The organism is Streptomyces xylophagus (assembly GCF_000716435.1).
In the GTDB taxonomy this organism is placed as follows: Bacteria; Actinomycetota; Actinomycetes; order Streptomycetales; family Streptomycetaceae; genus Streptomyces; species Streptomyces xylophagus.
Map to the genome: position 1 here is coordinate 110,657 of NZ_JNWO01000013.1, position 12,023 is coordinate 122,679.

General features: G+C 69.9%; 8 protein-coding genes and 1 pseudogene. 6 read left to right on the forward strand and 3 right to left on the reverse strand.

The window, feature by feature from the left end:
• Window positions 1-12 precede the first annotated feature (12 nt).
• From OO70_RS27845 to OO70_RS27860, 4 genes are all read left to right on the forward strand, one after another.
• Entirely contained in the window at window positions 13-906 is an 894-nt protein-coding gene (locus OO70_RS27845) for an MBL fold metallo-hydrolase (protein ID WP_043676978.1), read from the forward strand.
• A 44-nt stretch (window positions 907-950) separates the two neighbouring features.
• Window positions 951-2,462 carry a serine/threonine-protein kinase gene (locus OO70_RS27850; protein ID WP_043676979.1) on the forward strand — a complete coding sequence of 504 codons (1,512 nt, stop codon included), beginning with the start codon at window positions 951-953 and terminating at the stop codon, window positions 2,460-2,462.
• Window positions 2,463-2,610: 148 nt separating this feature from the next.
• The gene (locus OO70_RS27855) at window positions 2,611-4,242 is read left to right on the forward strand and encodes a succinic semialdehyde dehydrogenase (RefSeq protein WP_043676982.1); all 1,632 of its coding nucleotides are present in this window, start codon (window positions 2,611-2,613) and stop codon (window positions 4,240-4,242) included.
• An 80-nt stretch (window positions 4,243-4,322) separates the two neighbouring features.
• The gene (locus OO70_RS27860) at window positions 4,323-6,101 is read left to right on the forward strand and encodes a GMC oxidoreductase (RefSeq protein ID WP_043676984.1); all 1,779 of its coding nucleotides are present in this window, start codon (window positions 4,323-4,325) and stop codon (window positions 6,099-6,101) included.
• A 120-nt stretch (window positions 6,102-6,221) separates the two neighbouring features.
• Here the strand turns inward: OO70_RS27860 and OO70_RS27865 are convergent, their stop codons facing one another.
• Window positions 6,222-7,226 (reverse strand): hypothetical protein, encoded by a 1,005-nt coding sequence (locus OO70_RS27865; RefSeq protein ID WP_043676990.1) that lies wholly within the window; start codon window positions 7,224-7,226, stop codon window positions 6,222-6,224.
• Between the two features lie 209 nt (window positions 7,227-7,435).
• On the opposite strand from OO70_RS27865, the gene OO70_RS27870 reads away from it, so the two are divergent.
• A complete protein-coding gene (locus OO70_RS27870) occupies window positions 7,436-8,575 on the forward strand; it encodes a hypothetical protein (RefSeq protein ID WP_043677245.1) in 1,140 nt (379 codons plus the stop codon).
• A 635-nt stretch (window positions 8,576-9,210) separates the two neighbouring features.
• On the opposite strand, the pseudogene OO70_RS27875 reads toward OO70_RS27870, so the two are convergent.
• Window positions 9,211-9,471, reverse strand: a pseudogene (locus tag OO70_RS27875) (chorismate mutase); the annotation flags it as partial.
• A 405-nt stretch (window positions 9,472-9,876) separates the two neighbouring features.
• Here OO70_RS27875 and guaA point away from each other — a divergent pair.
• Window positions 9,877-11,448 carry a glutamine-hydrolyzing GMP synthase gene (guaA, locus tag OO70_RS27880; protein WP_043676996.1) on the forward strand — a complete coding sequence of 524 codons (1,572 nt, stop codon included), beginning with the start codon at window positions 9,877-9,879 and terminating at the stop codon, window positions 11,446-11,448.
• 3 nt (window positions 11,449-11,451) lie between these two features.
• Here guaA and OO70_RS27885 read toward each other — a convergent pair whose 3' ends face one another.
• The gene (locus OO70_RS27885; protein WP_043676998.1) at window positions 11,452-11,925 is read right to left on the reverse strand and encodes a pyridoxamine 5'-phosphate oxidase family protein; all 474 of its coding nucleotides are present in this window, start codon (window positions 11,923-11,925) and stop codon (window positions 11,452-11,454) included.
• Window positions 11,926-12,023 lie beyond the last annotated feature (98 nt).

The following is a 12,023-nucleotide window of genomic DNA, read 5'->3' on the forward strand; positions in this document are numbered from 1 at the left end:
AGGCTCATTTCCATGACCGAGGACAACGCACAGACCATGATGATCGGTGATGTCGAAGTCGTCCGTGTCGTCGAGTGGCACCGGCCCTTCGCCCCCGCCCGCACCCTCGTCCCGGACCTGCCGCCCGAGGTGTGGCAGGACAACCGCGAGACGCTCGCCCCCGACCACTGGGACCCCGACACCGACCGCGCGGTCGTGGCACTCCAGACGTGGGTGCTGCGCAGCGCCGGGCGGACCGTGCTCGTGGACACCGGGGTCGGCAACGGGCGGGAGCGGCCCGGCAATCCGCTGTTCCACATGAGCCAGGGCGACCTGCCGGGACGGCTGGCGCGGGCCGGCGTACGACCCGAGGAAGTCGATGTCGTCGTCAACACCCACATCCACGGCGACCACGTCGGCTGGAACACCCATGACGTGGACGGGAGTTGGGAGTCGCTGTTCCCCAACGCGAGCTACCTCCTCCCCGCCGCCGACGACTTCCACTTCGGGCCCGACAACGACTACGGCGGGGCGGTACGACCCGACGACCGCCTGACCTACGAGGACAGCATCGCGCCCGTGCACCGCGCCGGGTTGGCCACCCTGTGGGACGGCATGCACCGCGTCGACGAGCACCTGACGTTGGAGTCCGCGCCCGGGCACACCCCCGGTTCGTCCGTCCTCCGGGTCGCCTCCGGCGGTGAACGGGCCGTGTTCGTGGGGGACTTGCTGCACAGCCCCGTCCAGATCGCCCATCCTGAGTGCAGCAGCTGCTTCTGCCTCGCTCCCCGGCAGGCCGCGGACAGTCGGCGGCGCGTGCTCGAACGGGCGGCGGACGAAGGTGAGTTGGTGATTCCGGCGCACTTCGGCGGTACCGGTGTCGCGCGGGTGCGGCGGGCGGGCGACACGCTGGTGCTCGGGAAGTAGGACGCGCGTCGACAAGGCCGTATCCGGCACGGTACTGATGGGGCATGAGCGAAGTCGGCGAACAGGTGCGCGACGGACGGCTGGTCGGCGGTCGCTACCGGTTGCTCGAACGGATCGGTTCCGGCGGCATGGGCACCGTATGGCGGGCGTTCGACGAACTCGTGGACCGTGAAGTCGCCGTCAAGCAGCCGCGGTTGCCCGGCGATCCGGAGGACGAGGAGTTCCAGCGGGCCGCCCACCGGCTCTACCGCGAGGCCCGCGCCGCCGCCCGGGTCGACCACCCCTCCGCCGTCGCCATCCACGATGTCGTCATAGAAGCTGAACAGGGCGAACTCCCGTGGATCGTCATGGAGTTGGTGCGCGGCGAGTCCCTCCATGAACTGCTCAGGCGCGGCCCCCTCGCTCCCGCAGACGCCGCCCGCATCGGCCGCGCCGTCCTCGGCGCCCTGTCCGCCGCCCACGCCGTGGGCATCGTGCACCGTGACGTGAAACCCGCCAACGTCCTCCTCGGCCCGCACGACCGCGTCGTCCTCACCGACTTCGGCATCGCGCACATCCAGGGCGAGGAATCCCTCACCGCGAGTGGGGAGTTCGTGGGCTCGCTCGAATTCATCGCCCCCGAGCGCATGTCGGGCACCGGCGCAGGCCCGGCCTCCGACCTGTGGTCCCTGGGCGTCCTCCTGTACGCGGCCGTCGAAGGAGCGTCCCCCTTCCGCCGTACGACCGTGGAGTCCACCCTCGGCGCGATCCTCGCCGGCGACCCGCCCGAGCCGACCCGGGCGGGTCCCCTCGGACCGCTGATCCTGCGGCTGTTGGCACGGGACCCGGAGGCGCGGCCGGGAGCGGAGGAGGTCGGCGCGGTACTGGAGGCGGTGGCCCAGGGGAGGGACGTACGGGAGCCGCCGATCACCGTCCAGGACGCGCCGCCCGACGAGGAACCGGACGAGGGGCCTGAGGATGCCACCGTCGTACCGGAGCCCGAACCTGAAGCCGACCCCAAGCCCAAGCCCAAGTCCCGCCCCCGTCGCGCCCTTCTCCTCACCCTCGGCGTACTCCTCCTGGCGGGTCTGGTCTTCGGCACCGTCGTCGACAGCCTCCTGGCCCGGGACAACGCCAAGAGCGCCCCTTGGACCGCACACCCGGAGAAGGAGATGTCCGCCGTCCTCTCCCTCCCGTCCCAGTCCAAGCGGCTGGACGCGCAGGCGGGATCCGGCAGACGTACCGTCACCTACGGCACCGGCACCCTCCGTGTCCGCCTCACCGAGTGGGACGCGGCCACCGGCTCACCGCTCGCCGAGGCGCACTCACTGGGCACGGGCACCTCCCACCCGCAGTACACCCGCACCAGCTTCCGGGGAAACAAGGACGCCGTCCTCGCCGACACCGTCTACGACCAGTCCGGCATTCCGACCCGCGTCATGGCCCTGATCATCCGCACCGCCGACCACCGCATGTACGAGCTGCGCGTGGACATGCCCAAGGGCACCCCGGACGAGAAGAAGGGCACCGCGCTCTTCAAGGGCGCCCGTGACCGGCTGGCCCTCACGGAAAAGTGATCCGGAGGCGATCCGAGGGTGATCATTCCCGCACAACGCCCTGATCAGCAGGTTCGCTGCCAGTGATCACTGGCGCTATGTGCGCACTCGGTGAATCCCGATTACCGACGGGTACCCAAACCTCCCGTCGCGGCATACCCTGCCGCACATGACGGACTCGCAGGCCCCGGAAAAGACCGGTACGGAAACGACGACCGGCACGAACCCCCTCGCTCCGGCCCCCACAGGCGCCCGTACCGCCGCCGATGTGGTCACCCCGGAGCTGGTCGCCCAGCTCACGAGGGGTGTGGTCGGCTCCGGCCGGACCGCCAACCACACGCCGTTCACCGGTGAGAAGCTCGCCGACCTGCCCGAGTCCACCCCCGAGGACGTGGCGAAGGCCTTCGACGCGGCCCGCGCCGCGCAGGCCCTGTGGGAACAGACTCCGGTACGGCAGCGGGCGGCCGTCCTGCTCCGCTTCCACGACCTGGTGCTCGCCCGCCAGGCCGAGGTCCTCGACCTGATCCAGCTGGAGACCGGCAAGGCGCGGCTGCACGCGCACGAGGAGGTGCAGGCCGTCGCCGTCGCGGCCCGCCACTACGGCCGCAAGGCCCCCGCCTACCTCCGCCCCAAGCGGCACACCGGCGCCGTCCCGACCCTCACCAAGGTCACCGAACTGCGCCACCCGCGCGGGGTGGTCGGCCAGATCGCCCCCTGGAACTACCCCCTCGAACTCTCCGTAGGCGACGCGCTCCCGGCATTCGTCGCGGGCAACGCGGTGGTCATGAAGCCCGACACCGAGACCTGCCTGACCGCCCTCTGGGCCCGCGACCTCCTCATCGAGGCCGGTCTGCCCGCCGACGTCTTCCAGGTCGTCCTCGGCGAGGGCCCGGTCGTCGGCCCCGAGGTCGTCAAGCACGCCGACTACGTCTCCTTCACCGGCTCCACCCGCACCGGCCGCGAGGTCGCGCAGGGCGCGGCGGCCCGGCTGATCGGCGTCTCCCTCGAACTCGGCGGCAAGAACGCCATGGTGGTCCTGGAGGACGCCGACATAGAGAAGGCGGCGGCGGGCGCGGTCCGCGCCTGCTTCTCCTCCGCCGGCCAACTCTGCATCTCCATCGAGCGGTTGTACGTCCACGAGTCGATCGCCGACACCTTCCTGGACCGCTTCGCCGCCCGCACCAAGGCGATGCGCCTCGGCACGTCCCTCGCGTACGGCGCCGACATGGGATCGCTGGTGGGGGAGCGGCAGTTGGAGACGGTCACCCGCCACGTGGAGGAGGCCGTCGCGAAGGGCGCGAAGGTCGTCGCCGGCGGCGTCGCCCGCCCGGACATCGGCCCCTACTTCTTCGAGCCGACCATCCTCGACGGCGTGGAGGCCCCCATGTCGGTCTGCGCCGAGGAGACCTTCGGCCCGGTCGTCTCCATCTACCGCTTCAAGACCGAGGACGAGGCGGTGGAGCAGGCCAACTCCACGCCGTACGGCCTGAATTCCTCGGTCTGGACGAAGGACGGCCGCCGCGGCCGCGCGGTCGCCGCCCGCCTCCGCACCGGCACGGTCAACGTCAACGAGGGCTACGCCCCCGCTTACGGCAGCGTCCAGTCCCCCATGGGCGGCATGAAGGACTCCGGCCTAGGCCGCCGCCACGGCTCCGAGGGCATCCTCAAGTACACCGAGGCCCAAACGGTCGCCCAGCAACGGTTGTTGCCGATGGCTCCCTCGCTGGGGATGGACGACGAGGCGTACGCGAAGTTCATGAGCACCAGCCTCCGGGTGATGAAGGCATTCAGGCTCAGGTAGGGCCTTTGTCTTTTAGGGGCGCGGGGAACTGCGCGAGCAACCACAGACGGCCTGCACGCGAAACTCAAAGAGGAGAACCCGTGCCCCAGGACACCTACGACTACGACGTAATAGTCGTCGGCTCAGGCTTCGGCGGCTCGGTAACCGCCCTCCGCCTGACCGAAAAGGGCTACACCGTAGGCGTGTTGGAAGCAGGCCGCCGCTTCACCCCGTCCACGCTCCCCAAAAACTCCTGGGACCTCAAGAACTACCTCTGGGCCCCCAAACTCAACCTGTTCGGCATCCAACGCATCCACCTGCTCGGCAACGTCATGGTCCTCGCCGGCGCAGGCGTAGGCGGCGGCTCGCTCAACTACGCCAACACCCTGTACGTTCCGCCGAAGCCGTTCTTCGAAGACCCCCAGTGGCGCGAAATCACCGACTGGCAGGAGGAGTTGAGCCCGTACTACGACCAGGCCCGCCGCATGCTCGGCGTACGCCTCAACCCGACGATGACCCCGTCCGACGTCCACCTGAAGGCCGCCGCGCAGCGGATGGGCGTAGGAGACACCTTCCACATGGCCCCGGTCGGCGTCTTCTTCGGCGACGGCGAGGACGCCGAGGGCACCACGAAGGCCAGGCCGGGCGAGCAGGTGGCGGACCCGTACTTCGGCGGCGCGGGCCCGGACCGCAAGGCGTGCACCGAGTGCGGCGAGTGCATGACGGGCTGCCGGCACGGCGCCAAGAACACCCTCAACGAGAACTACCTCTACCTCGCCGAGAAGGCGGGCGCGGTGGTCCACCCGATGACGACGGTCGTGTCGATCACCGACGACTCGCAGGGCGGCTACGCGATCGCCACGCTGCCGACCGACGCGCGCCGCAAGTCGGAGGGGAAGACCTTCAAGGCCCGCCGAGTAGTCCTCGCCGCCGGCACCTACGGCACCCAGACCCTCCTGCACCGCATGAAGGCGGGCGGCCAACTGCCGTACCTCTCCGAGAAGTTGGGCGAACTTACCCGCACCAACTCCGAGGCGCTGGTCGGCGCCCAGACGAACAACCGCCGTTACCGCAAGGCGACGGGCGAGCGACAGGTCGACTTCACGCGCGGAGTCGCCATCACGTCCTCGATCCACCCCGACGAGAACACCCACATCGAACCGGTCCGCTACGGCAAGGGCTCCAACTCGATGGGCGGCCTCTCCATCCTCCAAGTCCCGTACGCGGAGGGCTCGTCGAGGGCACTGGCCTGGCTGGCGAACGCGGCCCGGCACCCTCTCCTGGTCCTGCGTTCGCTCTCCAACCGCCGCTGGTCGGAGCGGACCATCATCGGCCTGGTGATGCAGTCGCTGGACAACTCCCTGACGACGTACCTGAAACCGGACGGCGTGGGGAAGGGGCTGTTGACGGCCCGTCAGGGACACGGCGCCCCCAACCCCAAGCAGATCAGGGCGGCTTCGGAGGGCGCGGCGGCGATCGCCGCCGAGATCAACGGCTTCGCGGGCTCGAACGTCGGCGAACTGATGGGCACCCCGCTCACCGCCCACTTCCTCGGCGGCTGCCCCATCGGCGCCTCCCGCGAGACGGGCGTGATCGACCCGTACCACCGCCTCTACGGCCACGCCGGCATCTCGGTCGTCGACGGCTCGGCGGTCTCCGCGAACCTCGGCGTCAACCCGTCCCTCACCATCACGGCGCAGGCCGAGCGCGCGATGTCGTACTGGCCCAACAAGGGCGAGCCCGACCCGCGCCCGGAGCAGGGGCTGGCGTACGCACGCCTGAAGCCGGTGGAACCGCGTCAACCGGCGGTCCCCGAGGGCGCGTTCGGCGCGCTGAGGCTGCCGTTCCTGGGGATGCCGACGGTGCCGCCGAAGTCGTAGGAAACAGGCGGTACTTGCAGTACATGACTTGCAGTACATGACTTGCAGTACATGCAGACATGCAGAAGGACCTGCGCCCCCCTCCGAGCGCAGGTCCTTCTTCGTCGAGCGAGCTACGTGTTACGCGCCCTCTCCGGTCTTGCGCCGACGCACCATGACCACCGCGCCGACACCCGCGACGACCGCGGCGCCGCCCACGAGGCCGATCACCGGCAGCGCGGAACTGGAGCCGGTCGAGGCGAGGTTGCCGGTCGGCAGGTCGGAGACCTCGCCCTGCGGCTTCTTCACCGAGGTGTCCTTGCCGCCGTCGCCCGGGGTGGCGGTGCCCGGGTCGGTGTTCGAGGAGCCCGCCTTCAGGACCTCGAAGTCGTACTCGGCCCAGCCCTCGGCGATGCAGTCCTGGCCCTTGACGTTGTCGAGGTAGGCGCCGGAGCCGAAGGAGTAGGCGTCGCCGGCCGGGGCCTTCGCGCTGATGCTGACGCGCAGGTCGACGGTCTTGCTCTTGCCGGACTTCAGGGCGTCGACGTAGAAGAAGTAGTCACCGGCCCACTCGTCGTCGCCGATGCGGTCCCAGGAGCCGGACTCGGGGTTCTTGAACTCCAGGTCCACGTACGGGCTGAGGTACTTCGACTCGTCGAGCTCGTAGTTCTCGACCTCGGCGTAGAAGGCGACGCCGTCGACTGTGGTCTTCGAGTCGTTGGTGACGGTCAGCTCGAAGCCGTGGAAGCCGTCGCCCGCGACGATCTTGCCCGGCAGGCCCTTGATGTCGGCGGATACCTTGGCGTCGGAGAAGTCCTCGTCCAGGTCCTCGCAGAACGGCACGTCCGGGTCCGTCGGCTCATCGCTCGGCTCGGCCGAGGTGGTGGGCGTCGCGGACGTGGACGAACTGTCGCTCGCCGAGGGCGTGCCCGAGTCGCTCGGCAGCGTGCTGCCGGTCGGCGAGCCGGTGTCGGACGGCGTCGGCGAGGCCGTGTCCGACGGCGACCCGGACGGCGACCCGGTCACGCTGTCGGTCGGTGTCGGCGACGAAGACTCCTCCGCGAACGCGGCCGGCGCCGACAGCAGAGCGAGCGGAGCGATGACGGCCGTCGCGGCGGCCGCGGCCATGGCACGGCGAAGCTTCATGAAGTCCTCAAGGAGTCCGATGTGCTGCGACGGTGCAGCGCACTGGGTGGAGGGCTCCGCGTGTGGGGCGCGGCTGTGGCCCTTGGTTATGCAGGTGAGACCCGGGAAGGCTGTGAACGGTTGTGCCCACTCTCACCGAATCCTTATGTGGGCTGTGTCACACCCAGGTTCTTCTTGTGAACACGCTTTCGGGCGCCTACAACTACCTGGTGTCTGACAAACCGTCCGAGGAACCGTCCTCGACCCCGGAGATCCCCGACGACGTCTGGGACAAGTTCGCCCGTGACACGGAACGCGACATCCGGGCCTCCGCCCAGAAGGAACCGTCCGCGCGCGCCCGCCAGGTGACCGAGCGGCTGAAGAAGAGCGAGCAGCCCGAGGGCTGGCGCACCGGTCCTGCCTGGCAGGAGATGAACGGACAGGCCCGGCGCAGGCGTCGCCTCTGGGCCGTCCTCGGTGTCCCGCTCGCCATAGCCGTCGCCGTGGTCGCGATGAAACCCTCGCTGCTGCCCGGCGACCCCTTCGGCGGCAAGGCTGAATCGGACCCCGCCGCTTCGTCCCCGCTCCCTCCGGAGACCGCCGCCCCGACCGCCGCACCCTCCGCCGTCGACCCCCAAACCCCCACCCTGGACCGGCCGTTCGCCGGTTCGCCCGCCCTGAACTGGGCGGACGGCGCGGCCGGCATCGTCCTGCCGAAGGCGAAAGCCGTCGGATCGATATCGAGGGACCGGGTCGAACTGGCCCTCCAGCAGACGAAGATCCTGCTCGCCGCCGCCAACCTCGACCCGAAGACGATCGGCGGCGCCCGCCCGTCCGCCGCGCTCGCGGTGCTCGACCCGAAACAGCCCAAACTTCTCGACGACCTGAACGCGTCCCTCACCGCCCCGAGCAGGACGCAGGACCCCACGATGCTCTTCAGCCGCTTCGACCCCAAGGACGTACGGCTGGTCGGCAAGGTCGTGAAGACACGAGGACGCATCACCTTCGCGAAGGACGCCCGCGGCGGCGTCACCGTGCACACCGACTACACCTTCGTCTACCCGCTGGTCCGCACCGACGGCTCCACCGAGGTCGCCCGCACCATCGTCCGCCGTGTGATCGACGTCCAGATCCTCGACCCGTCCCGCTACCAGGTCACCCCCGGCCTGCTGTCCCTCAGCTCCTACAACGCGGAGTTCGGCAACTCGGCCTGCGACGTCTACGACGGCTATCTGCACCCGGAGTTCCACTCCGACGCCGCGTCCCCCACGGGCCCGTCGCCCTCGGGCCCGACGACGGACCCGTACGACCGGAGCAAGGCCATCGGCGAGGGCGCGACCGGGACCTGCGGGACGGTGAGCAGGACCTGAGGTCTGCGGCTCGGACCTCAGGCCTGAGGCTCGGACCTGAGGTCTGCGGCTTGGACCTGTGGTGAACGGAAGCGAAGGGCCCCGCGGGACGGAGCCGCGGGGCCCTTCTCCGTCAGCACCGACGTCAGGGCGGCGCCGGTGCCTGGGAAGCGGCGCCGGGGGGTTGCGCCGCTGGTCTCAAGTTGTCTGAAGTGCCCCGGGTCGGCGCCCCGGCGCACGCGGGGCGCACGCTTGGTCTCGACCTTTGGCAGTGGGACGGTGCACCGCAATGCCGTTGTCTGCGCTGGGACTTGGGGCTCGGAAGGGCGCCCGGGGACTCTCTACGCATCGTGCTGGATGGACGCGGCCTTCGCAACCGTTCGATCCGGCTTTGTGCATTTTTGCAGTTTCCGCCGGGCGGCCCCGGGCGTCCCCGGAGCCGACCGTTCTCTTGGGTGACCGGGCTGCTGTCCCCTGCCGTCCGGTCACGACCCTGGAGCGAGGTCCCACGACGTACGGCACGATCCGTACGTCTCATCGCCCCAGCGAGCCACGCGTGGTTCTTTCGGGCCCGCCCCTGGCTGGCACGGACACCCCCACCAACGAAGGGGTGCGCGGGGCGGTCACGCGCCGTACGGGTGAGACGGGGCTCGAACTCAGATCCGCCCCCGGGACAGTTCGAGCAGCGTCATCGCGAGGGCCGTGCCCGGCTTGCCCAGCGCGTCCCTGTAGTGGCTGAGGATCTCGTTCTCGCGCGACAGGTGCACGCGCCGGCCGCCGGAGGCGATCCGCGTCTGTTGCACGACGGCGGACACGGCGACGCGTTCCTGGATCAGACCGATGATCCGGTCGTCGAGGGCGTCGATGCGCTCACGGGCGTCGGCGATGGTCTGCTCGGGGGTAGTGGCGGTCATACGGGGCTCCTTGTGGACGGAGCGCCCCCGGTCGACAGATCCGGGAAAACACCAGGCGCCCCGGACCTGTCGGCCCGGGGCGCCTGGGAAGTCGCTTGTCAGTAACTCAAGCAGCACGACCATGGCAGCCGGCGGGCCGGTTGCCATAGGTAAAGAGGAAGGTCGGGTGCGTGAGCATGGGGGGAGTATGGCACAGGGGGTTGTGAGGGTGCGGGGCGGATGGCGGGGGTGCGTCATTGGCCCAGCGAGTCGACCGGTGACGGTGCCCTTTCAGCCCACCGAGTCGGGCGGTGGGTGGGCATAGGCGCCGGGGGTCCGGGGGCGGAGCCCCCGGGACGACCAGGTGTCCCACGCCGACCCCGTTAGAATCGGTACCCAAGACCCCCGCCCCACCGCCGGAAGGCCCCCGTGTCAGCAGCGACCCCCGCCCCCGACACCGTCCTGGTCGTCGACTTCGGCGCGCAGTACGCCCAGCTCATCGCCCGCCGCGTCCGCGAGGCCCGGGTCTACAGCGAGATCGTGCCGAGCACCATGCCGGTCGCGGAGATGCTCGCCAAGAACCCGGCCGCGATCATCCTCTCCGGCGGCCCGTCCTCGGTGTACGCGGAGGGCGCCCCCCGCCTGGACCGCGCCCTCTTCGACGCCGGCGTCCCCGTCTTCGGCATGTGCTACGGCTTCCAGCTGATGGCCACCACCCTCGGCGGCACGGTCGACAACACCGGCGCCCGCGAGTACGGCCGTACGGAACTGCATGTCTCCAGGTCGTCCTCCACCCTCTTCGAGGGCACCCCGGACGAGCAGTCGGTGTGGATGTCGCACGGCGACGCCTGCTCCGCCGCCCCCGAGGGCTTCACGGTCACCGCGTCCACGGACGTCGTCCCGGTCGCCGCCTTCGAGAACGACGAGAAGAAGCTCTACGGCGTCCAGTACCACCCCGAGGTCATGCACTCCACGCACGGCCAGCAGGTCCTGGAGCACTTCCTGTACCGGGGCGCGGGCCTCACCCCGAACTGGACGACCGGCAACGTCATCGACGAGCAGGTCGCCGCGATCCGCGAGCAGGTCGGCGACAAGCGCGCCATCTGCGGTCTGTCCGGCGGTGTCGACTCCGCCGTAGCGGCCGCGCTCGTCGCACGCGCCATCGGCGACCAGCTGACCTGCGTCTACGTCGACCACGGTCTGATGCGCAAGGGCGAGACCGAGCAGGTCGAGAAGGACTTCGTGGCCGCGACCGGCGTCAAGCTCGTCGTCGTGGACGCGGAGGAGCGCTTCCTCACCGCGCTCGCCGGGGTCTCCGACCCCGAGCAGAAGCGGAAGATCATCGGCCGCGAGTTCATCCGCGTCTTCGAGCAGGCACAGGCCGAGATCATCGCGGACGAGGGCCCCGAGGTCGCGTTCCTGGTGCAGGGCACGCTCTACCCGGACGTAGTCGAGTCGGGCGGCGGCACCGGCACGGCCAACATCAAGTCCCACCACAACGTGGGCGGCCTCCCCGAAGACCTGGAATTCCAGCTCGTCGAACCGCTGCGCAAGCTGTTCAAGGACGAGGTCCGGATGGTCGGCCAGGAGCTGGGCCTCCCGGACGAGATCGTCCAGCGCCAGCCCTTCCCCGGCCCCGGCCTCGGCATCCGCATCGTCGGCGAGGTCACCAAGGCCCGCCTCGACCTCCTCCGCGACGCCGACGCCATCGCCCGCGAGGAACTGACCGCGGCCGGCCTCGACCGCGACATCTGGCAGTGCCCGGTGGTCCTCCTCGCGGACGTCCGCAGCGTCGGCGTCCAGGGCGACGGCCGCACCTACGGCCACCCGATCGTCCTGCGCCCGGTCTCCTCCGAGGACGCCATGACGGCCGACTGGTCACGCCTGCCGTACGACGTCCTCGCGAAGATCTCGACCCGCATCACGAACGAGGTCGCCGACGTCAACCGAGTCGTCCTCGACATCACCTCGAAGCCCCCGGGCACCATCGAGTGGGAGTAACCCTCATGTACGCCTGACGGTGCGCACCGCCGCTCCAGGCTTCCAGACCTGCACGACCAGGTACTTCTCGTCCTCGACGTAGGTCCGCACGACCTCCGTCAGCTCGGTGCGGAAGAGGTGGAACGGCTCCGGCGGTTCCACCTCTTTGCTGTACGCCCCCTTCGCCCCGGCATCGGTGACCTCCACCGCCCGCCCGGCGATCCGCACATCCCCGCCGCCCATCTCCGTACCCGCCCCCGGATTCGCCTGCAGCGCGAACCGCGGATCGCGCCGCAGATCCAGCGCCTTGAGCGAGTCGGGCATCATCCCGAGCCACAACTCACCGTCCAGGAACCGCACTTCGAGCCCGGTGGTACGCGGCGACCCGTCCTTGCGCAGGGTCGCGAGGACATGGTGAGTGAAGGAACCGAAGCGCCCCTCGACAATCGCGGCAAGGTCAGGTTCGGCGGCGGAGAAGGTGGCCCAGTTCGCAGTCATACGGCGAGTGTTCCGCCGATAACAGACATCCTCTGTCCTCTTTACAGACCGGCACTGCCCTTTTCGACCGACCGGCGGTAACTTCTCGCCCTTACAAC

What these genes read in the sequence shown, in the direction of transcription:
- OO70_RS27850 (WP_043676979.1), top strand. Translation starts at nt 951, where the DNA reads ATGAGCGAAGTCGGCGAACAGGTGCGCGACGGACGGCTGGTCGGCGGT.
- OO70_RS27845 (WP_043676978.1), top strand. Translation starts at nt 13, where the DNA reads ATGACCGAGGACAACGCACAGACCATGATGATCGGTGATGTCGAAGTC.
- OO70_RS27855 (WP_043676982.1), top strand. Translation starts at nt 2,611, where the DNA reads ATGACGGACTCGCAGGCCCCGGAAAAGACCGGTACGGAAACGACGACC.
- OO70_RS27865 (WP_043676990.1), bottom strand. Translation starts at nt 7,226, where the DNA reads ATGAAGCTTCGCCGTGCCATGGCCGCGGCCGCCGCGACGGCCGTCATC.
- OO70_RS27885 (WP_043676998.1), bottom strand. Translation starts at nt 11,925, where the DNA reads ATGACTGCGAACTGGGCCACCTTCTCCGCCGCCGAACCTGACCTTGCC.